Consider the following 21,146-nt stretch of genomic DNA (forward strand, 5'->3'; position numbering starts at 1 on the left):
CCGAGTCAGAACGCCACTACGGACCGTAGGCGTTCGGACACGGAATGTCCATGGGAAACGGCTTCGGAAGTTCAACGAACCTGCGGCCGCCGGGGCTACGCGCTTCCGGAAACTTCCTGCCCGGGCAGCGAGTCAGCCGACGATCAGGCTCATCGCCTCGGCCCGGGTGACCGGGTTGCGGAGCTGGCCGCGGACCGCGGAGGTGATCGTCTTGGCGCCCGGTTTCCGGACGCCGCGCATCGTCATGCACAGGTGCTCGCACTCGATCACGACGATCACGCCGCGCGGCCGGAGAATCTCCACCAGCGACTCGGCGACCTGGGTGGTCAGCCGCTCCTGCACCTGCGGCCGCTTGGCGTAGACGTCGACCAGCCGGGCCAGCTTCGACAGCCCGGTGATCCGGCCGTCCGTACCGGGGATGTAGCCGACGTGGGCCACCCCGGTGAACGGCACCAAATGGTGCTCACAGACCGACCAGACCTCGATGTCCTTGACCAGGATCAGCTCGTCGTGGCCGAGGTTGAACGTCGTCTGCAGCACGTCCTCGGCGGTCTGGCCGAGGCCGGCGGTGATCTCGGCGTACGAGCGCGCGACCCGGGCCGGGGTGTCCTTCAGCCCTTCCCGGTCCGGGTCCTCGCCGATCGCGATCAGCAACTCCCGGACGGCGGCCTCGGCACGCGCATGATCGAAGGTCGGCGAAGTCATTTCGCCAACATAGGCGATGCCCCGGGATCCACTACGGATCCCGGGGCATCACCTCGTCCTCGCGGCGTCACTCACCCACGGGTGGGGTGGGCCCTCCGCCGTAGTTCGGGCCCTTGGCGGCCTCGTCCGGTCCGATCGATCCACCCGGGATGACGTCCTGGAGCGAGCCGTTCTGCTCGGCCCGCGGCAGCGGCATCACCGGCGGCTGCTCGGACGGGACCCGGGTCGAGGACCCGGTCCAGGCCGGCCGCAGCTCACGCTTCTGGATCGGCGCGAAGACCCGGGCGATCTCGCCCTTGTCCAGGGTCTCCTTCTCGAGCAGCTCCTCGACCAGCGCGTCGAGCACCGCACGGTTCTCGACCAGGATGTCGAAGGCCTCCTGGTGCGCGTTCAGGATCAGCTTGCCGACCTCCTCGTCGACCGCCGCGGCGATCTCCTCGGAGTAGTTGCGCTGGCTGCCCAGGTCGCGGCCCAGGAACGGCTCGCCGGAGTCCTGGCCGAACTTGATCGCGCCCAGCCGCTCGGTCATGCCGTACTGCGTGACCATCGCGCGGGCCAGTGCGGTCGCCTTCTCGATGTCGTTGCTCGCGCCCGTGGTCGGGTCGTGGAAGACCATCTCCTCGGCGGCCCGGCCACCGAGCATGTAGGCCAGCTTGTCGAGCATCTCCGACCGGGTGGTCGAGTACTTGTCCTCGTCCGGCAGCACCATCGTGTAGCCCAGCGCGCGACCGCGCGGCAGGATCGTCACCTTGTGCACCGGGTCGGAGTGCGGCAGCGCGGCAGCCACCAGAGCGTGTCCGCCCTCGTGGTACGCGGTCAGCACCTTCTCCTTGTCGGACATCAACCGGGTCCGGCGCTGCGGTCCGGCGATCACCCGGTCGATCGCCTCGTCGAGCGCGTTCTTGTCGATCTGCTGCTTGTTCAGCCGGGCGGTCAGCAGCGCGGCCTCGTTCAGCACGTTGGCCAGGTCGGCGCCGGTGAAGCCCGGCGTACGGCGGGCGACCGCGCGCAGGTCGGCGTTCTCCGACATCGGCTTGCCGCGGGCGTGCACCTTCAGGATCTTCTCGCGACCCGGCAGGTCCGGCGCGTCGACGGCGATCTGCCGGTCGAAGCGGCCCGGGCGCAGCAGCGCAGGGTCGAGCACGTCCGGCCGGTTGGTAGCGGCGATCAGGATCACGCCGCCGCGGACGTCGAAGCCGTCCATCTCGACCAGCAGCTGGTTCAGCGTCTGCTCGCGCTCGTCGTGCCCACCACCGAGGCCCGCGCCACGGTGCCGGCCGACGGCGTCGATCTCGTCGATGAAGACGATCGCCGGCGCGTTGGTCTTGGCGGTCTCGAACAGGTCGCGGACCCGGCTCGCACCGACACCGACGAACATCTCGACGAAGTCCGAACCGGAGATCGAGTAGAACGGCACGCCCGCCTCACCGGCGACCGCACGGGCGAGCAGGGTCTTACCGGTACCCGGCTGGCCGTAGAGCAGGACGCCCTTGGGGATCTTGGCTCCCACGGCCTGGAACTTGCCAGGCTCCTGCAGGAACTCCTTGATCTCGCCGAGCTCCTCGATCGCCTCGTCGCAGCCGGCCACGTCCGCGAAGGTCGTCTTCGGGGTGTCCTTGGTGATCAGCTTGGCCTTGGACTTGGCGAAGCTCATCACCCGCGAGCCGCCGCCCTGCATCGAGTTCATCAAGAAGATGAAGACGACCGCGATCAGCAGGAACGGGATCAGCGTCGAGAACACCTGGCCGATGAAGCTCGGCTTCGGGTTCTCCACGTCGTACTTCTCGATCTTGCCGTTCTGGAACAGGGTCTGCAGGTCGGAGCCGAGCGTGCTGGCCTGCCCGTCGACCCAGTGCGCCCGGACCTTGGTCCCGTCGGTCTTCTCGATCCGGATCTCCTGATCCGGGTCGATCAGCGTGACGGACTTGATCGTCTTGTCGCTCGACGACGTGGCCTGCTGGATCAGTTGCACGACCTGGCCCGTGGGCTCGGTCTTGAATCCGGTCGAGCCGGTCAGGAGCTGTCCGATCACCAGCACGCCCAAGAAGGCGATGACGATCCAGAACAGGGGTCCGCGGAAGATGCGCTTCACGTCCATGATCAGGGCAGGCGCCCCGTCCCTCCTAGCTCAGCAGGCCCGGGATAACGGGCTTGTGACGGTAATACCAGCTCAAGTGTCTCGTGTCGGGCAAGCGTGCCCACCACGAGGGTCACCGAACGACGGTACGACCCTGTCTACAGCCTGTCACCAAGTCCCCGTCGTGAGGTCCTTGACGGGTCAGCATGCCAGGGGTGGCGCGGAGGTCAGGAATAGACGTGCGGGGCGAGCGTCGCCACGCAGCGCAGGTTGCGGTATTTCTCCGCGTAGTCGAGCCCGTACCCGACCACGAACTCGTCCGGCAGCTCCAGGCCGACGTACTTCACCGGAACCGCCATCTTGGCCGCGTCCGGCTTGCGGAACGCGGTGCAGATCTCGACCGAGGCAGGCTTGCGGGACTGCAGGTTGCTGACCAGCCAGGTCAGCGTCAGCCCGGTGTCGATGATGTCCTCGACGATCAGCACGTGCCGGTTGGTGATGTCGGTGTCCAGGTCCTTCTGGATCCGCACCACGCCCGACGACTTCGTCCCCGAGCCGTAAGACGAGACCGCCATCCAGTCCATCTCGACGTGCCGGCTGAACGAGCGGGCGAGGTCGGCCATCACCATCACGGCGCCGCGCAGGACGCCGACCAGCAGCAGATCCTTGCCCTCGTAGTCCTGCTCGATCCGCCCGGCCAGCTCCCGGAGCTTCTCCTGGATCTGGTCCTCGGTGAAGTGAATCTGGGCCAGGTCCTTCTCGATGTCCGACGCATCCACGAGCTCAGCCTGTCATACCTTTTGCCAGGATGAGGAATCCGCCCTTCCTTGCTGCTTTGACAGCTTGTGGGAGGTCGATCCAGCGCTGGCCGCGCCAATCGGTGACGAGGGCATCGACGGCCGCGATGTGGCCGGCGGTGAGATCGTTTGCCCGGCAACCTGCTTCCAGAGCAGCTTGTCTGAGCACCCGGGTTCGGAGCGCTGTGGGTTCCTCCTCCAGCACCGACACTTCGCAGAGCACTTCACCCTCGGCATGCTGCACCGCGGTCTCTGCCAGGTCAGCCGCCAGTGCGTCGAGCGCGTCGGCGTCGGCCCGCAGCAGGCCCGCCGTACGAGCCAGCGCCTCTGTCACCCCCGGGCCCAGCGCTTCCTCGAGGACAGGCAGTACTTCGTGCCGCACCCGGACCCGCCTGTACTGCGAATCGTCGTTGTGCGGGTCGTGCCATGGCCGCAGCCCCGATGCGATGCACGCGGCGGCCGTAGCGCTCCGCGGCACCTCTAACAGCGGCCGGCGCAGCAGCCCCGCCGTAGGAGCCATCCCCGCCAACGACCGAGCCCCCGACCCCCTCGCTAGCCCGAGCAACACCGTCTCAGCCTGGTCATCCCGGGTATGCGCGAGCAGGACGACATCCGCCCCCAACTCATCAGCCACATCCCGCAATGCCTCATACCGAGCAGCCCGCGCCGCCCCCTCAGGCCCACCCTCACTCCCCACCACCACAGCCCGCACCACCACAGGCTCCAGCCCCAACCCCCGACACTGCTCCGCAGCAGTCTCAGCAGTCTTGTCCGACCCATCCTGCAGCCCGTGATCCACCACCACAGCCCCAGCCGTCAACCCCAGCTTCGGAGCCTCAAACGCGGTAGCCGCAGCCAGAGCCAACGAGTCAGCTCCCCCAGAACAGGCAACAAGCACGGTGGTCCCGTGCGGCAGGTCGGCCAAGGCAACCCGAGTAGCCTCCCGCACCCTCGCAACCGCGGGGTGAAGGCGAGGTCTCCGAGGGTCAGCCGTGGAGTCGGGTGACCCAGGCATCGGGGTTGGCGATTTCGGTTTTGGTGGGGAGGGTGTTGGGGGCGGTCCAGATCTTGTTGAAGCCTTCCATGCCTACGCGGTCTACGACGCGGCGGACGAAGGCGGCGCCGTCTTGGTACTGGCGCATTTTGGCGTCCAGGCCGAGGAGTTTCTTCAGGAGCTGGTCGAGGGGGTTGCCGCCGGTGCGGCGGGAGGTGAACTTGGAGCGGATGGTGTCGACGGTGGGGATGACGGAGGGGCCTACGCCGTCCATGACGAAGTCGGCGTGGCCTTCCAGGAGGGACATCACGGCAGTCAGCCGGTCCAGGACGGCGCGCTGCTCGGGGGACTGCATCAGGTCTACGAGGCTCAACTCCGCCTCGCCCTTGACCGACCGGCCGAGACGCTGGACAGCCTCGCGGAACATCGCTGCGTACGCCGACGCGTCCAGCTCCGCCTGGTCGAGGAAGAGCGCGATCTCCGACCGCAGGTGATCCCGCAGCCACGGCACAGCGGTGAACTGCACCCGGTGGGTCTCCTCATGCAGGCACACCCACAACCGGAAGTCCCGCGGTACTACGCCCAGCTCCGACTCCACATGCATCACGTTGGGCGCGACCAGCAACAGCCGCCCAGTCAGGTCAGGCCGAGCCGGATCGGGCTCCGACGGGTAGAACGGGTCGAACTGACCGAGCACCCGAGAAGAGAGGAACGCCAGCAGGGCCCCCGCCTCGATCGCGGTGACCCGGGAGCCGACGCTGGCGGACAGCCCGCCCATCCGCTCCTGCTTCTCGCGCAGCTTGTCGGCCAGCGGCTGCAGTACCGTCCGGAAGCCGTCCGCGTTGGCCTGCACCCAGCCCGGCCGGTCCACGATGACCACGGGAGCCGTGGCCGAAGTAGCAGTCAGCCCGGTGAACTCACGCACGTGGTGCTCCGAGTCGGCGGCGAACTGCCTCAGCTCGGCAACCACCTGGTCCGCCTCGGCCCGACTGACCGCAGGCCCCGGCCGGAGCAGCTTGCGAGCCACCCCGATCGCCAGCTGCCAGTCGACCATCTCAGTCGCGGTACTACCTTCAGCCGTACTCATACATCGACCCTAGTGGCATGTTCCAACATACGCCCGGTAAGTGCGCGGTCAGCAGCCGCAGGCTGCGAGGGCTGACGTCACCCGGTCCAGCGCAGCGCGGGCGTCCAGTGCCTTGGCAGGCGGCGCACTGTCGGTAGCAACCGCGAAGACCAGCAGCGTCCCCGACTTGTCCCGGGCATACCCGGCCAGGGAGTGGACCCCGGTAAGCGTGCCCGTCTTAGCCCGGACCATGCCGGTACCAGTGGCCGTCCCCGGCCCGGCAAACCGCTCCCTGAGACTCCCGGTGAACCCAGCGATCGGCAGCCCGGTCAGCAGGTGCCGCAGCTGCGGGTTGTCCTCGGACGCCGCCACCCGCACAGCACCGGCCAGTACCTCCAGCGGCACCTGGTTAGTACGAGACAGCCCGCTCCCGTCCTCGATCCGCGCCCCGGTGAGGTCCAGCCCCAGCTTGGTCAACGTCGCCCGTACTCCGGCCACGCCACCCGTATAGGAGCCACCGTTCTTCGTCGCCAGCCCGACCTGACGCAGCATGACCTCTGCGCCGTCGTTGTCGCTGTGCAGGTTGATGTACTCGACGATGTCCCCCACCGTCGGCGAATCCACCTGCGCGAGAGCCTTGGCCCCTGCCGGCGCCACTGCCGCCTTCAGGCCGGCCGCCTTGATCCCCACCTTCGCCAACTGAGCAGCGAACGCAGTGGCGGCCGCAGCGGCCGGAGAGTCGGCCCGCTTGGCCATGCCGGCCGACAGTCGCCCCTCATTGACCCAGAGCGCCGACGTCCGGGCAGCGATGCCCTCGGTCAGGTAGTTCGGCTCCCACTTCGGGTTGGCCGAGGGCCCGGTGAACAGGCTGGCGTCGTACCCGAGCGTGACGTTGGACACTCCCTGTGCCTTCAGCGCCTTCGCAGTACTGGCCGCCAGGTCCTGCAGCGACGCACGAACCGGGAAGTCCAGCTCGTCGGTCTGCCGCTTGGCGACCAGCAGCGGGTCGCCACCACCGACCAGGATGATCGACTTGCCGGACTGCACGACCTTCGTCGAGAACCGGTGCTCCGGGCCGATGGTCTCCAGGGCCGACACCGTCGTCAGGAGTTTCATGGTCGACGCCGGGACGTAGGGCTTCGCAGTACCGAGCGAGTAGAGCAGCTTGTCGCGGGACGCGTCGTACACGTAGACGCCGTGGTGCTTGCCCAGTGACGGGTCAGCCAGGGCGGCGGCCACTGCCTTGGCCACTCCGGCTGAGGTCGGTGCAGCGCCCTCGGTCTTGGCAGGGGTGAGCACTGGCGGCGCTGCCGTAGTACCGGCTGCTGTCTGCGATGCGCCAGGTACTGCTTGTGCACTAGTGACCAGCCCGGTCAATACTCCAGCGGTCAGCAGCGTGACGAAGACCGCACGGGAAGGACGGGCCACCGGGCTACTCCTGTCATTTCATCGGTCGGAACCGTGACAGTATCTGCCGTATGGAGTTCGACGTCTTCATCGAGATCCCCAAGGGCACCCGCAACAAGTACGAGCTGGACCACAAGACGAACCGGCTGCGGCTCGACCGCACCCTGTTCACGTCCACTCAGTACCCCTCCGACTACGGGTTCATCGAGGACACCCTGGGTCAGGACGGTGACCCGCTGGATGCTCTGGTGCTGCTGCCGGAGCCGACCTTCCCCGGCTGCCTGATCAGGGCCCGGGCGATCGGCATGTTCCGGATGACGGACGAGAAGGGGCCGGACGACAAGGTCCTCTGCGTCCCGGCCGGCGACCCGCGCCAGGAGCACCTGCGCGACATCCACCACGTGCCGGAGTTCGACCGGCTGGAGATCCAGCACTTCTTCGAGGTCTACAAGGACCTCGAGCCGGGCAAGTCGGTCGAAGGCGCCAGCTGGGTCGGCCGCGCGGACGCCGAGGCCGAGGTCACAGCGTCCTTCGAGCGCCTGAAGCGCGAAGGCCACTGATCTACTGCCGCTCCCCGGCGGCAGAGCAGTCCAATCCACAGCCGCTTGGTTCAGTCCTGAGCCAAGCGGCTGAGTAACGCCAGGAGAGTCTTGCGCTCGGCCGCGGTCAGCGGCTCCAGCAGCCTGGCCTCCGCCGCATAGACCAGCTGATCCATCTCGATCAGCAGCTTCTCCCCCGACTCGGTGATGGCGACGATGTTGCGGCGCCGATCCGTCGGGTCGGTCCGGCGGACGACGTGCCCCAGCCGCTCGAGCTCGTCGAGCACCGAGACGAGATCGCTGCGGTCGAACGAGATCCGGTCGGCGAGCGCCGCCTGCGCCGCGTCGCCGTCGTCGGCCAGGCTCGCCAGCACGTGGTAGTACTGCGTCCGCACGTTCGCCGCCGCCAGCTCGCGCCGGGCCAGCCGCTGCCAGTGCTGGCTCGCCCTGGCCAACTGCCAGACGACCCGATCGCCGAGGCGGTGCTGGGACGACTTCACCTGCTCACTCTAGGGCTGACCTCCGCCATCCCTTATCGTAGGAGATACCCATCATTTAAATCTCCCACGATTTGGAGCCGGCAGATGCGCGCGATCCGGTACTACGAACACGGCGGCCCCGACGTCCTCCAGCTGGCCGCCGTCACCGCCCCCGAGCCGGCTGACGGTCAGGTGCTGATCGAGGTCGAGGCGGTCGGCGCGAACGCGATCGACTCGACCTTCCGTAGCGGCAACAGCCCGTGGCCCCGGCCGCTGCCCGGTGCGCTCACCGGTGATGTCGTCGGCCGCATCACCCGACTCGGGCCGGGCGCGCCTGCCGGCGTACAGGTTGGTCAGCGGGTGGCTGCCTTGTCGGAGGACGCCTTCGCCGAGCAGGTAGCGGTCGACGCCGAGTGGCTGGCGCCGATCCCTGAGGACACCGACGCGGGCGCGGCGACGACGCTCTCCATGCCGGCTCCTCTGGCGCTTCGACTGCTCAAGGCGGGACGCCTACAACCCGGCGAGACCGTGCTCATCCAGTCAGCGGCCGGCGGCATCGGCCACCTGGCGGTCCAGCTGGCCCGAGCGCTCGGCGCCGGAACAGTCATCGGTACTGCGTCCTCCGCCGCCAAACTCGACTTCATCCGCGACCAAGGCGCCGATCTCGCCATCGACCTGAGCGACGGCGACTGGACAAAACAGCTGCCACCGATCGACCTCGTCTTGGACTCGGTGGGCGGCAAGGTCTTCGACCAAGGCCTCGAGGCCCTGGCCCCACTCGGCCGGATGGTGACCTACGGCGCGATCAGCGGCGAACTCCCGACCGTCAACGCCACCAGCCTTTTCAGCCTGATCTCCGTCACCGGCGTCTCCATGCTCGCCTGGCGCTCCGCCCGCCCGGCCGAAGCGCGAGCCGACATCACCGAGGTCACCCGCCTCCTGAAGTCCGGAGACCTCCACCCCGTCACCAGCACCCACTTCCCTCTCGCCGAGGTCCGCCAACTGCACGAGACCCTCGACGCCCGCACCAACCTCGGCCGGCTGGTCGCGACCATCTAGGTCCGGTCGCGACCATCCAGCCCGGCATCGTGGAGCGGCTGCCACCTCGTCAGCACGGCCGCTGCTGCCGGCGACGCCTACCAGCCGATCAGCGAGTACGACATCGGCGCCGGGTTCAACGACGCCCTCGAGTCGGTGGTGTCGTCGGCGCTCGCACAGCTCGCCTCGGCGGGGCCGAAGGCCGGCGTACCGGTCTGCACCGCCGATGCGGGAGTCGCGACGGGCCGACGGCGGCCGGTGGGCCGGACCATCATGGACATCGCGGAGGCGAGCATCGTCTTGCCACGCAAGGGATTCATCACTGGTACCGTCCTGCACGCCGACGGCGGAAACCGGCTGGTCTAGTGGATTCGAGCTGAACTGCCTCACGCAGTACCGGCCACAAGTCAGGGCCGGCCGAAGAAGTCGGGCGCCTCCCAGTAGTAAATGCTGTCCGTCGTCACCGGCCGGCCAGGCCGGGGCGCATGGATCATGCGGCCACCACCGAGATACATGGCCACATGGAAGATCGTGCCGGGATCGCCGGAGTCCTCGGCCCAGAAGATCAGGTCGCCGGGCCGCAGGTCGTCCTCGGAGATGTGCTTGATCTGCTCGTACTGCGCGACGCTGTAGTGCGGCAGTTGCACGCCGGCCTTCTTCCAGGCGCCCATCGTCAGCCCCGAGCAGTCCCATGAGCTCGGGCCGGCAGCGGCCCAGATGTACGGCTCACCCAGCTGCGCGAGCGCGAAGTCGATAGCGGCTCGGGCACCGCGCGAGTTGTGCCCGGAGCCACCATCGTTGCCACCGCCGCCCTTGCTGGGCCTGTGCTTCTTCGGCTTCTTCTTCGAGCCCTGGTGCTTGTCGTTGTTCCGCTCTTCGCGAGCCTTCCGCGCGGCCTCTTCACGAGCCGCGCGAGCCTCGGCCGCTTCCCGGGCGGCGATCCGCCGGCGCAGTTCCTCGGCCTTCTTCGCGGCCAGCGCCGCGGCCCGCTGCCGGGCCAGTTCCTCCAGCCCACGCTGCCGCTGCGTGGCCACCTGCACCGAGGTGTTCCGCAGTACGGCGAGCTGAGCGATCTGCTGCCGACGCTGTACGCCGATGGCCGCGACAGCCGACCGCTGCTCGGCCTCAGCCGCCTCGGCCGCCTGCTTGGCCTTCGCCGCTTCGTCGGTCGCCGCCTGCACCTTGGTGACGGCCTGGTCCTTCTGCAGCTTGAACGCGTTGGTGACGACCTGGCTCGCGGTGTACCGGAGGTACGAGCCCTGCATCGCCTGCGACACCGAACGGGCGGCACCTGCCGAGTCGAGCAGCTCCTGCGGACCGTTCGCGGTGAACAGCGGCCCGATCTTGGCCAGGTCACCACCACCTTGGTACGACGCTGCCGCGAACCGGCCGATCTGCTGCCGCTGAGCCGCCAGCGTCTTCTCGGCCCGGTCAGCGCGGTCCCCAGCGGCCTTCGCCTCGGCCTGCGCCTGCTGCAGCCGGTACATCGCGCCGTTGTAGACCTCGCCGGCCTTGGCCGCCTGTACGCCGAGCTGCTCGAGCCGGGCTCCCGCACTGGCGAGCTGCTGCTCGATGGCATTGACCTGCGCGGCCTTCGCAGCGGCTGCCTTCTTGGCCGCGTCGACGGTGGACTGGGACGGAATGACCGGCGGCTTGGGATCAGCCTGCGCCGGGACGGCGATCAAACCCATGGTTCCCACCAGGGAGACCGCCAGCACCCCCGAGATCGTCCGCATCGGGTCTTCCTTCCGCCGAGCCCTTTTGGTCCATCTGGACCCAATACGTGACACTAGTTGCCTCTAGCCCCATTGGGAACACTAATCCCACTAATAACTTTGTTGCACCTGCGTGTCGGCTTGACAAACTACAAGCTTGTAATTCCCGCGCAGCAAAATCGGCGCCCACCGAGACCGGTGGACGCCGATTGCTGAGCCGAAAGCTAGTTGAGCGTGAAAGTCGCGACGACCGGCAGGTGATCGGACCCGTTCGTGGTGATCACCGCGGACGACAACGGCTCTACTCCCTGGCGGGTGTGCAGCAGATAGTCGATCCGTCCGGTCGGGTTGTCCGCCTCGATCGTGTAGCCCGGTCCGACGCCCACCTCGGCCCAGGTGTCGCGCCAGACCTTGGTCAGCGTGGCCATCTCCGGCGCGGTCGGCCGCGCGTTCAGATCGCCGACCAGGATGGTCGGGATCTTCGAGTCGTCCAGCAACTCGACGACCTTCTTCGCCTGCTCGAGCCGCTCGGCGTTGTTGTTCGAGGTCAGGTGGGTGTTCGCGAGCCGCAGGTAGACGCCACGGATCTTGATAGCCGCCACCGACAGCCCGCGCTGCTCACCGGTCGGGTAGAGCGGCAGCAGTGTGTTCTTGAAGTCCTTGATCGGGTTCTTCGAGAACACCGCGGTCCCGTACTGCCGGCGCGGCTCCCCCGGATGCAACGGCGGCAGATCGAGGTTCGCCGCATACGCGTAGTGCATGTTGAGGCGGGCCGCGAACCACGCCGGCTGGTTCACCCAGTTGCTGCGCTCGCTCCAGTGGTTGTCGACCTCCTGTAGCCCGACCAGGTCGGCGCCGGAGTTCTCGATCACCTTGGCGATCCGCTCGAGATCCAGGACGCCGTCCGTCCCGGCGCCGTGGTGGATGTTGTAGGTCAGCACCTTCAACGGCTGGCCGGGCTTGTCCGTCCGGTCACTGCCGCGCGAGCTGGCGTCGGCGGCCGTCGGCAGCACCATCAGCAGTCCCGCGAACGTGGCGAGCAACCGGGTAGGAAGTTTTCGCATGAGCCCATCCTGGCCGTCACCAGGCGACACCCGCGGGAAGTACGGGTGTCGCCACGCTGAAATAGCGAGTGACGGTCAGCGACCGACGGACAGCCGGGCGACCCGGCCGTCCTTGCCGGAGCCCCAGCAGCCGGCCTTGTAGCCGTGACCCGCGCACTCCACGCTGTCGAAGTACCCGTCGTCGAACTGCGTCCAGCTCCGCCCGCCGTCCAGGCTCACATCACTTCCGGTCGGCCCGACAGCGACGAAGGTCGCCGCCGACCACGGCACGAAGGCCGAGCCGCTGCGGTACTTCTTCGGCGCCTTGTCCGCCGGCACCAGCTTCCAGCTCCGGCCACCGTCGGTCGTGTACGACGCAGCCTTCACCGCGTCGCCGGTCGTCCCGAAGTCGCCACCGACCGCTACCCCGTGCACCTGGTTGCGGAAGGACAGGCTGAAGATGCCGGCCGCCTCGCCACTGGCCATCGGCGAGTCGCTCACCTTCCAGGTCCGCCCACCGTTGACGGTCCGGAACACCCGCGGCACCGCACCTCCACCGGTCGCGAACCACGCCGTCCGACCGGCGCCCGCCACCAAGCAGGTCCCGCTCGCCGCGAAGGCGAACTCACCGGGCAAGGCCGCCGGCATGCCCTTGCCCGACTGGACCTTCCACGACTTGCCACCGTCGGAGGTCGCCGCGATCTGGAACTTTCCGTTCACCGGGTCGCTCAACGCGAGTCCGTCGCGGGAGTTGTTGAAGTCCAGGCAGTCGTAGAACCCGGTCGGCTCCGCGTTGCGGAACGTCTCCGCCCAGTGCTTGCCACCATCCGCGGTCCGGAAGATCCGAGAGTCCTCACCAAGCCCGATCGCCAGTACGACCGCATGCTGCGCATCGAACGCCTCGACGTCCCGGAACAACAGCGCCTGCCCAGGCGGGCTCACGTTCTGCCAATGACGCCCGCCGTCGAGAGTACGAAGCACCTGCCCCGCACTCCCCGCGACCCACGCGACGTCCTTGTTCACCGCTGCCAGCCCGCGGAACTGCGCCGTACTCCCCGTCGGTTTCAGATCCCACGTGTACTTCACCCCGTGCTGCCCGACGGCTTGCGCCGGCACCAAGGGGGACATCGCGAGCAGGACTCCGGCCGCAAGCGCGGCGATGCGCAGGGTCTTCATGCCGGGAAACGTAATACATCGACCCGACAGAACAGAAGGACCGGCCTTGCGAACGACGTTTCAGTGGCTGTCGGTCGCCAGGGGCCGACGGTTCGTCACGAAAGTCTGGTGTTTGGGGGGGGTGCCGAGGTGACCGTGGTTCGCGGTCTCCGCTGATCCCGCGGAGGGTATTGGCCAATGAGTCACCTTGGCGAAGCCGGTCGAGTCGCGGGGTAACGGTGGCATGGGGTTGGGGTGGGTTTTACCCCCGAATCAGGCGAATTGCCTCCCCAGCCTCGGGCAGGATCCTCCCCGAAACGGTTCAGGCGGTGTCGTCGGGCGACGCGATCCACGGTCCTCACCAGCAGCAACCCCGATTCCACAACAGAAGCACCGCGTCCGAAGTACCGGACAGCTCCGGTACTTCGAACGCAGTGCGTAGTCGGTCAGCTCAGTTTGAAGGACTGCGTGGCGCCTCCGTTGCAGGTCAGCTGGACGAGTTGGGTGCTGTCCGCGGTGGAGCCGCCGGGGACGGTCAGGCACTTGCTGCTGAGGCGGCTGACGAAGTGGAAGTAGCCGCTGCCTTCCGAGACCGCCTGCCACTGCTGGTTGTTGCCGCTGCTGTACGTCCACAGCTGCAGGCCCGCGTTGTCGGCCGACGACACGTCCGTCACGTCGATCACCTTGGTGGCGTCGTTGTGGTTGTTGACCCGGGTGAAGCCGCCCGAGGTCGGCTGGAACTGGAACTGCTGGGCCAGCGTGCCGTTGCAGGTGTACTGCTGGATGACGGTGCCGTTGGCGGTACCGGCCGCGCGGGCGTCGATGCACTTGCCGTTGCCCTTGTTGACAGCGGTGTACCAGGCATTGGGGTCCGGCTGGTCGACCGGCGGGACGGTGGTACCGCCGCCACCGAGCCACTTGATGGCGTCCATCAGGAACTGGTTCTGCGCCGGGCTGTCGAAGGTCGACGAGGTCCTGGTGTTGGTCTCGTAGTTCATCGCGTTGTGCCCGAAGTTGGCGTAGATCACCTTGTAGTTCTTGTTCGTCCACACGATCGGGTAGTAGCCGCTGGTCCAGACCTGCGTGGTGCCGACCGGGAAGCTGGACGGGTCGATCGACGCCAGCACCTGGATGTTCGGGTTGTTGCGCAGGTCGTTCTGCCAGCTGTACCACTCACTGACCGACGAGCGGAACGTCGCCGGGGTGTTCGCCAGCGCCGGGTGCGCGCGGTTCTCGGCCTTCAGCGTGACCGCGGTCGGCAGCCAGGTGTTGCTGACGAACCGGCCGGTGCCCAGCAGGGTGTTGTTGAACCACGGCCAGCCACCGCTGGAGTCGTTGTAGTTCGAGACATGGAAGCCGAGGAAGCCACCACCGTTCTCGATGTAGCGCTGGAATCCGGTCCGCTGCGCGTCGCTGTGCGGGGAGTCGTCCAGGAACATCACCACCGCGGCCTGCGTGGTGGTCAGGGTGTTCAGCCGGTCCCAGTTGTTCGTCTGCTCGTAGGTGAAGCCGTTCGCGGCACCGAACTGCGGGAACCGGACCGCCGCCTCCTTCTCGAAGTCGATATGCGCGGCGTCGAACGTGCCGCTGTAGAACGCGAGCACCTTGAAGGTCGCCTGGATCTGATTGGACCCAGTGACCTTGTCGGGTGCGGTGACCCGGGCGAACGCGCTGGCTGAGGTCAGGCTCAGGCAGGCGACCACCAGGAGCGCCAGTAGTCGGGCGATAGTGCTCTTGCGGACCAGATGCATGGGGGCGGGTCCTTCCGTGAATTACTGCTGTGGGCGATAACGGAGTCCGTATCCGAACGGAAACAGCGGCGCCTGCCCGTCGCCGACGTTGATGGGTTGTTGCGCGGCGCTCTTCATCCACGTCGCCGGCAGCTGGCCGGTCGGGTTGTAGTCGCCGAACAGGACGTCCGCGACGCCCTGCCCCTCGGTGCCGGGCAGCCAGGCGGCGATCAGCCCGGCCCAGTCCGGCAGCTGTGCTGCGATGTCGAGCGGCCGCCCGGAGACCAGCACGACGACCACCGGTACGCCGGTCGCCTTCAACCGGGCCAGCGTGTCCAGGTCGGCCTGGTCGAGTCCCATCGAGCCGGGCCGGTCACCCTTGCCCTCGGCGTACGGGGTCTCGCCGATCACCGCGACGGCGACGTCGTACGAGTCGTCGATCCCGGTCGCGTCCTTGCTGTAGGCAACGGTCGTCGACGGTGCCGCCGAGTGCCGGATGCCTTCCAGGATGGTGGTTCCCGGCGTGACCGGGCCGCTCGCGCCCTGCCAGCCGACGGTCCAGCCGCCGGACTGGTTGCCGATGTCGTCGGCGTTCTTGCCGGCCACGAAGATCTTCTGGTTGTCCTTCGCCAGCGGCAGCACCCGCCCGGCATTCTTCAGCAGGACCTGCGATTCGCGGACCGCCTGGCGGGCCAGGTCGCGGTGTTCCTTGCTGCCGATGGTGTCGAGGAAGGTCCGATCGGTGTACGGGTGCTCGAACAGCCCGAGCTCGAACTTCTTGGTCAGGATCCGCCGGTTCGCGTCGTCGATCCGGGCCTGCGGGATCCGGCCGGCCTGTACTTCGGCGCGCAGCGTGTCGATGAACTGCTTCCACGCGAACGGCACCATCACCATGTCCATGCCGGCGTTGATCGACGCGGTCACCTCGGCCGGCGTGAACCCGGCCTGGCCGTCGATCTTGTCGATCCCGTTGTAGTCCGAGACGACGATCCCGTCGAAGCCCAGCTCGCCCTTCAGCACGTCGTTGATCAGGTAGCTGTTGGCGTGCATCTTGACCGAGTTGAAGCTGCTGTAGGAGATCATCACCGAGCCGACGCCGCGGCGGACGGCCTCCTTGAACGGCGGCAGGTGGATCGCCCGCAGCTCGGCCTCACTGATGCTCGTCTCGCCCTGGTCCTTGCCGCCAACCGTGCCACCGTCGCCGACATAGTGCTTGGCGGTCGCGAGCACCGAGCCCGGATCGGACAGGGACTTGCCCTGCATACCGTTGATGATCGGCGCCATCGTCCGGGCCAGCATCGGCAGTTCGCCGAACGACTCGTACGTCCGCCCCCACCGGTCGTTGCGCACCACACACAGGCACGGCGCGAAGTTCCAGTCGATGCCGGTACCGGAGACCTCCTCGGCCGTCGCCCGGCCGATCTTCTCGGCGAGCGCTCCGTCCCGGGTCGCGCCGAGCCCGATGTTGTGCGGGAAGATCGTCGCGCCCTTGACACCGTTGTGCCCGTGCACCGCATCGACGCCGTAGATCAACGGGATCCCGAGCGGCGACGACAACGCGGTTCGCTGGAACCCGTCGTACATGTCCGCCCAGGCCTCCGGCGTGTTCGGCGTCGGCTGCGAGCTGCCGCCGGACAGCAACGATCCGAGCCCGTACGTCGCCACGTCGGCCGGGTTGGTGATCCCCAGCCGCTCGGCCTGGATCATCTGGCCGAGCTTGTCGTCCAGGGTCATCCGCGCCATCAGGTCCTGCACGCGCACCTTCACCGGCTGACTCGCGTCCTTGTAGGCCGATACCTCATCCGGAACCGGCGAGGCCGGCGCAGGCGCGGGAACGGCCAGCACCAGAGCACCTGTCAGGACTCCGACGAGGGCAGGCAACAGCTTCCGAGCGGGCATTGGGCGGATCCCCTCAGTGAGCGTGGTGTTACGTAGGGTTCAGAAATTCAGGGCTTAAATTAACCCACGACCGAACCCCCGTAAAGACTTCGGCAAGCCTTTTCCGAAAAGATCCTCAGTTTTCCGCGGTGAGCAGCTGCTGGCTGCCGAGGACGGCGAGCAGTTCAAGGCGCTCGGCGCTCTCGCTGCCCGGCTCCGCGGTGAAAATGATCAGCGTCTGCTGCTGGTCCCGGTTGTCGATGACCTCGCAGTACAGCTCGAGCTCACCGACCACCGGGTGCTGGAAGCGCTTGGTCTGGCTGTGCGGCGGGACGACCTCATGGGTGTCCCAGATCGCCGCGAACTCCGGGCTCAGCTCCTGCAGGGTGCGCGCGATCGAGGCGGCGTACGACTTCGGCCCGTCGGCCGTGACGACCGCCCGCAACATCGAGACCAGGAGCCGGCTGTGCTTGCTCAGCTCGGGGTCCCGGTAGAGCGCTCGCGACTCCGGATGGACGAACCAGCGGTAGGCCTCGCTGCGCTCCATACCGTCGTAGTTAGTCTGCTCGCCCGCGAAGGCGACGTGGGCGGGAGTCTGGGCGACTGTCTCGCCGCAGCGATTCAGCAGCAACGCCGGGGTGTCGTGCAGCCGGTCCATGATCCGCAGCATTCCTGGGTCGACGTGGCAGGCACGGGTCGTGCGCGGCGGCGTACCGTGGCCGGCCAGCACGAAGAGGTGGTCGCGCTCGTCGAGCGTGAGCCGGAGCGCGCGGGCGATCGCGCCGAGCATTTCGACCGAGGGTTGTGGACCACGGCCGCCTTCGAGCCGGCTGTAGTAGTCGGTCGACATGGAGGCGAGTGACGCTACCTCTTCGCGGCGCAGCCCCGGCGTACGGCGCCGTCGGCCGCGCGGCATCCCGACATCCTCGGGCTGCAGCGCCTCCCGGCGTTTGCGCAGGAAATCGGACAGATCGGCGTACTCCATGTCTCCAGTGTGGCGAACTCACCGGAGTTATCCACTGCCTGCCGAGCAGTGGCTGAACCGAGCCTGGTTGCCCACCGGGATCCGCTCAAGGCTGGAGACATGAAAACGACAGGGAACACGATCTTCATCACCGGCGGTACTTCGGGACTCGGGCTGGGCCTGGCGTTGCGCTGGCACGCTCTCGGTAACCAGGTGATCATCGGCGGCCGCCGCAAGGAACTGCTCGACCAGATCGCGACGGAGCACCCCGGCATCGAGACGGTCGTCCTCGACGTCGACGACCCGGCCTCGATCCAGACGGCGTACGACGAGGTCACCACCCGCTTCCCCGACCTCAACGCCCTGCTGACCATGTCGGGCATCATGCGCCCGGAGAACCTGCTCGACCCCGGCCATCTGGACACGGCCGAGGCGACCATCACCACGAACCTGCTCGGCACGATCCGCACGATCGCGGCCTTCACGCCGTACCTGGTAACGAGGCCGGACGCCACGATCCTCACGGTGTCGTCGGGCCTCGCGTTCACGCCGCTCGCGCTCACCGCGACGTACAACGCCACCAAGGCCGCCGTTCACAGCTACACGCAGAGCCTGCGACTGCAACTGGCCGGCACCGGAGTCCAGGTGATCGAACTGGTCCCGCCACACGTCGCGACCACCTTGATGGGCATGCAGGACGCGCCGTCGGCGATGCCGGTCGAGGACTTCCTGACCGAGACGATGGCCATCCTGCACGACCGGCCCGACGTCGAAGAGGTCACCGTCCAGCGAGTCGGTTTCCTCCGCGACGCCGAGCGTGAGAACCGCCTGCCGGAAGCGATCGCGGCCCTCAACAGCCACTGACCGCGCGGCGGCGTACTAGTCGGCGAGCGCCTGCTCGATCCGCTCCACCTTGGCGGTGAGCTGTCCGGTGTAGCCGGGGCGGATGTCGGCCTTGAGCACCAGGCTGACCCGGGGCGAGACGGCGGTGACGGCCTCGACGGCCTGCTTCACCACCGCCATCACCTCGTCCCACTCCCCCTCGATGTTGGTGAACATCGCGTTGGTCTCGTTCGGCAGGCCGGAGGCGCGAACGATCCGGACCGCCTCGGCGACCGCCTCGCTCACGCCACCGGTCTCGTCCCCGGCAGCCGGGCTGATGCTGAATGCAACGATCATGCAGCCAGCCTAGATGTCGTCCTGCAACCTGCCCGCTGCTTCTTCCTCGGCCCGGCGCTCGGCGCCCGTCGTGGTCAGCAGCACCTTCTCCTTGATGAACAGGACGGCGATCAACGCGAGCACCGCGAACGGCACCGACATCATGAACAAATCGGCCGTCGCATCGCCGTACGCGTTCTCGACGACCGCCCGCGCCTGCTCGGGCAGGTCAGCGATGTTCGGCACCGTGCCGCTGCCACCGGATGACGAGCCGCCGGGGTTGAGGGTCTCGGTCACCTTGTTGGCCAGGATCGCGCCGAGCACGCTGACGCCGATCGTGCCGCCCATGCTGCGGAAGAAGCTCACCGCCGACGTCGCAGCGCCCAGCTCACGAGCCGGTACGTCGTTCTGCGCGGCGAGCACCAGGTTCTGCATCACCAGGCCGATGCCGACGCCGAGCACCACCATGAAGGCCCACAGCATGTACTTCGACGTGTGCGCGTCGATCGTGCCGAACAGCGCCAGCCCGATCGGCAACAGCACGCTGCCGATCACCAGGTAGATCTTCCACTTGCCGTACTTCGTGATCAGCCCACCGGCGATCGTCGAGGCGACCATCATGCCGAGAATCAGCGGCAGGCTCATCAGCCCGGCCTTGGTGGGCGAATAGCCCTGCGCGATCTGGAAGTACTGCGCCAGGAACACCGACCCGCCGAACATCGCCAGACCGACCAGCGCGCTCGCGATGATCGACAGCGTCACCGTGCGGTTGCGGAACAGGTCCATCGGAATGATCGGCTCCGGGTGCCGGCGCTCGACCAGAACGGCCGCCACCAAGGCCGCGACCGCCGCACCCACCAGCAGGAAGCTCCAGCCGGAGGCCCACTCGAACTTGTTGCCGGCGAACGACGACCAGACCAGCAGCGTGCTCACGCCGGCCGTGATCAGGAACGCGCCCCACCAGTCGATCTTCACCTCACGCCGTACGGTCGGCAGCTTCAACGTCCTTTGCAGCAAGACGATCGCGGCCAGCACGAACGGCACGCCGACCAGGAAGCAGGCCCGCCAGCCCAGCGGCGAATCGACCAGGAAGCCACCCAGGAGCGGGCCACCGACAGTCGCCGACGCGAAGATGGCGCCGAAGATTCCGGAGTACCGGCCGAGCTCACGCGGCGGGATGATCGCCGCCATCACGATCTGCACCAGCGCGGTCAGACCGCCGGCGCCGAGGCCCTGCAGCACCCGGCTGCCCAGCAGTACTTCGATGTTCGGCGCGAAGCCGGCCACCAGCGAGCCGACCACGAAGAAGCTCAGCGACAGCTGGACCAGCAGCTTGTTGTTGTAGAGGTCGGCGAGCTTGCCCCACAACGGCACGGTGGCCGTCATCGTCAGCAGCTCGAGGGTGACCACCCAGGTGTACGACGACTGGCTCGCGCCGAGGTCGTGGATGATCCGCGGCAGCGCGGTCGAGACGACCGTGCCGGCCAGGATCGCGACGAACATGCCCATCATCAGGCCGGAGATGGCCTGGATCGTCTGCCTCGGAGTGAGTTGGGCGGGTGCTTCGGTCGCGATGTCTACCCCAGCGGACTCAACCGTCCCCGCCGGCTCCGGCGAGGACGAAGAGGTCGTAGTCATGCTTGACCTTTCTGATCGGTACGGGGTTCCAGGGTCGGGTCGTAGTGCGGATCGAGGCCGGTCGCCAGCAGGCTGAAGCCCTCGTCGACGAGGCTTCTGATCGAGCGGTCCGAGCCGGCCTTGCGCTGCTCGACCGCCACCCGGACGGCCATCGAGGTCGCGCTGACGATCAAGGCCGGGAGCGGCGAGCCGAGCGGCTCGCCCATCTGGTCGCCCAGGGCCGCCGCGAGGTCGCGCTCGTCCTCGCTGCCGAGCACCACGAACTGGGCCAGCAGGTTGGGCGACTCGGTGATCAGCCGGATCCGCTGCGCCAGCGCGGTCTCCTGGTCCTCGATCGACTCCAGGTCGTCGAGCACCCGGGCCACGATCGCCCGCATCGTGGCGAACGGCGACTCACCGGCCGGCGCCTCGCGGATCCGGCGCAGGGCCAGCTCGAGGTCGTCCGGGTCGCGGCCGAGGATGGCGTGCTCCTTGTGCGAGAAGTAGTTGAAGAAGGTCCGCACCGAGACGTCGGCGGCCTCGCTGATCTCCTCGACCGTGACATTGTCCGGCCCCTTCTCCAGCGCCAGCCGGAGCGCCGCGGCGGTCAGTGCCGCGCGGGTCTCCCGCTTCTTGCGCTCCCGCCGGCCAGGCGCGGCGGCGGTCTCCTCGATCTCCATCACGCCTCCACGGTACTAAAACTTGCAGTCAGTGCAAATTCTTATTGCTGCAACTTTGCAGAACTGCACGATGGGGCACGTGACGCTGATCACCTGGGCTGCTA

Annotated in this window: 20 protein-coding genes; 3 read left to right on the forward strand and 17 right to left on the reverse strand. The window is 67.7% G+C overall.

The features are described from left to right. Positions 1 to 132: 132 nt before the first annotated feature. The 6 genes from folE to dacB form a co-directional block, all read right to left on the reverse strand. Positions 133 to 705, reverse strand: a complete 573-nt coding sequence (folE, locus tag ABD768_RS13175) for a GTP cyclohydrolase I FolE (protein WP_343975425.1) — start codon at positions 703 to 705, stop codon at positions 133 to 135. Positions 706 to 772: 67 nt separating this feature from the next. Then, on the reverse strand, positions 773 to 2,803 hold the full coding sequence (gene ftsH, locus ABD768_RS13180; protein WP_344840588.1) for an ATP-dependent zinc metalloprotease FtsH: 2,031 nt from the start codon (positions 2,801 to 2,803) through the stop codon (positions 773 to 775). Positions 2,804 to 3,009: 206 nt separating this feature from the next. Beyond that, positions 3,010 to 3,561 carry a hypoxanthine phosphoribosyltransferase gene (hpt, locus tag ABD768_RS13185; protein WP_343975419.1) on the reverse strand — a complete coding sequence of 184 codons (552 nt, stop codon included), beginning with the start codon at positions 3,559 to 3,561 and terminating at the stop codon, positions 3,010 to 3,012. 4 nt (positions 3,562 to 3,565) lie between these two features. After that, the gene (gene tilS / locus ABD768_RS13190; RefSeq protein WP_343975416.1) at positions 3,566 to 4,594 is read right to left on the reverse strand and encodes a tRNA lysidine(34) synthetase TilS; all 1,029 of its coding nucleotides are present in this window, start codon (positions 4,592 to 4,594) and stop codon (positions 3,566 to 3,568) included. Then, positions 4,566 to 5,660: a zinc-dependent metalloprotease gene (locus ABD768_RS13195; RefSeq protein WP_343975413.1), complete on the reverse strand. Its 1,095-nt coding sequence runs from the start codon at positions 5,658 to 5,660 to the stop codon at positions 4,566 to 4,568. The genes tilS and ABD768_RS13195 overlap by 29 nt, the downstream gene beginning before the upstream one ends. Positions 5,661 to 5,708: 48 nt before the next feature. Further along, positions 5,709 to 7,067, reverse strand: coding sequence for a D-alanyl-D-alanine carboxypeptidase/D-alanyl-D-alanine endopeptidase (gene dacB / locus ABD768_RS13200; RefSeq protein WP_344840591.1), 1,359 nt, complete (start codon positions 7,065 to 7,067; stop codon positions 5,709 to 5,711). A 50-nt stretch (positions 7,068 to 7,117) separates the two neighbouring features. Here dacB and ABD768_RS13205 point away from each other — a divergent pair, with 50 nt between their 5' ends. Further along, positions 7,118 to 7,606 carry an inorganic diphosphatase gene (locus tag ABD768_RS13205; RefSeq protein ID WP_343975408.1) on the forward strand — a complete coding sequence of 163 codons (489 nt, stop codon included), beginning with the start codon at positions 7,118 to 7,120 and terminating at the stop codon, positions 7,604 to 7,606. A 50-nt stretch (positions 7,607 to 7,656) separates the two neighbouring features. Here ABD768_RS13205 and ABD768_RS13210 read toward each other — a convergent pair whose 3' ends face one another. Next, positions 7,657 to 8,085: a MarR family winged helix-turn-helix transcriptional regulator gene (locus ABD768_RS13210; protein ID WP_343975405.1), complete on the reverse strand. Its 429-nt coding sequence runs from the start codon at positions 8,083 to 8,085 to the stop codon at positions 7,657 to 7,659. Between the two features lie 84 nt (positions 8,086 to 8,169). Between ABD768_RS13210 and ABD768_RS13215 the strand changes: the two genes are divergently transcribed. Continuing rightward, a complete protein-coding gene (locus tag ABD768_RS13215) occupies positions 8,170 to 9,123 on the forward strand; it encodes a quinone oxidoreductase family protein (RefSeq protein WP_344840594.1) in 954 nt (317 codons plus the stop codon). A gap of 77 nt (positions 9,124 to 9,200) precedes the next feature. Here the strand turns inward: ABD768_RS13215 and ABD768_RS13220 are convergent, their stop codons facing one another. The 7 genes from ABD768_RS13220 to ABD768_RS13250 all read right to left on the reverse strand — a co-directional run bounded on the left by ABD768_RS13220 (position 9,201) and on the right by ABD768_RS13250 (position 17,608). Next, positions 9,201 to 9,422: a hypothetical protein gene (locus tag ABD768_RS13220; RefSeq protein ID WP_344840596.1), complete on the reverse strand. Its 222-nt coding sequence runs from the start codon at positions 9,420 to 9,422 to the stop codon at positions 9,201 to 9,203. Between the two features lie 87 nt (positions 9,423 to 9,509). Continuing rightward, positions 9,510 to 10,838 carry a C40 family peptidase gene (locus tag ABD768_RS13225; RefSeq protein WP_343975396.1) on the reverse strand — a complete coding sequence of 443 codons (1,329 nt, stop codon included), beginning with the start codon at positions 10,836 to 10,838 and terminating at the stop codon, positions 9,510 to 9,512. A gap of 203 nt (positions 10,839 to 11,041) precedes the next feature. Beyond that, positions 11,042 to 11,881 (reverse strand): endonuclease/exonuclease/phosphatase family protein, encoded by an 840-nt coding sequence (locus ABD768_RS13230; protein WP_343975393.1) that lies wholly within the window; start codon positions 11,879 to 11,881, stop codon positions 11,042 to 11,044. Between the two features lie 75 nt (positions 11,882 to 11,956). After that, positions 11,957 to 13,036, reverse strand: coding sequence for a WD40/YVTN/BNR-like repeat-containing protein (locus ABD768_RS13235; RefSeq protein WP_344840597.1), 1,080 nt, complete (start codon positions 13,034 to 13,036; stop codon positions 11,957 to 11,959). Between the two features lie 425 nt (positions 13,037 to 13,461). Continuing rightward, entirely contained in the window at positions 13,462 to 14,766 is a 1,305-nt protein-coding gene (locus ABD768_RS13240; protein ID WP_344840600.1) for a ThuA domain-containing protein, read from the reverse strand. A 21-nt stretch (positions 14,767 to 14,787) separates the two neighbouring features. Beyond that, the gene (locus ABD768_RS13245) at positions 14,788 to 16,644 is read right to left on the reverse strand and encodes a glycoside hydrolase family 3 protein (protein ID WP_344840602.1); all 1,857 of its coding nucleotides are present in this window, start codon (positions 16,642 to 16,644) and stop codon (positions 14,788 to 14,790) included. Positions 16,645 to 16,759: 115 nt separating this feature from the next. Beyond that, positions 16,760 to 17,608, reverse strand: coding sequence for a helix-turn-helix transcriptional regulator (locus ABD768_RS13250; protein WP_343975381.1), 849 nt, complete (start codon positions 17,606 to 17,608; stop codon positions 16,760 to 16,762). 99 nt (positions 17,609 to 17,707) lie between these two features. Between ABD768_RS13250 and ABD768_RS13255 the strand changes: the two genes are divergently transcribed. After that, entirely contained in the window at positions 17,708 to 18,451 is a 744-nt protein-coding gene (locus ABD768_RS13255) for an SDR family oxidoreductase (protein WP_344840604.1), read from the forward strand. Positions 18,452 to 18,466: 15 nt separating this feature from the next. Here the strand turns inward: ABD768_RS13255 and ABD768_RS13260 are convergent, their stop codons facing one another. The 3 genes from ABD768_RS13260 to ABD768_RS13270 are packed head-to-tail and all read right to left on the reverse strand — an operon-like array spanning position 18,467 to position 21,042. Then, entirely contained in the window at positions 18,467 to 18,766 is a 300-nt protein-coding gene (locus tag ABD768_RS13260; RefSeq protein WP_343975375.1) for a thiamine-binding protein, read from the reverse strand. Positions 18,767 to 18,775: 9 nt separating this feature from the next. Continuing rightward, positions 18,776 to 20,383 (reverse strand): MDR family MFS transporter, encoded by a 1,608-nt coding sequence (locus ABD768_RS13265; protein WP_344840606.1) that lies wholly within the window; start codon positions 20,381 to 20,383, stop codon positions 18,776 to 18,778. Further along, entirely contained in the window at positions 20,380 to 21,042 is a 663-nt protein-coding gene (locus ABD768_RS13270) for a TetR/AcrR family transcriptional regulator (protein ID WP_344840726.1), read from the reverse strand. The genes ABD768_RS13265 and ABD768_RS13270 overlap by 4 nt, the downstream gene beginning before the upstream one ends. Positions 21,043 to 21,146 lie beyond the last annotated feature (104 nt).

The organism is Kribbella ginsengisoli, assembly GCF_039537185.1.
Lineage (GTDB): Bacteria > Actinomycetota > Actinomycetes > Propionibacteriales > Kribbellaceae > Kribbella > Kribbella koreensis.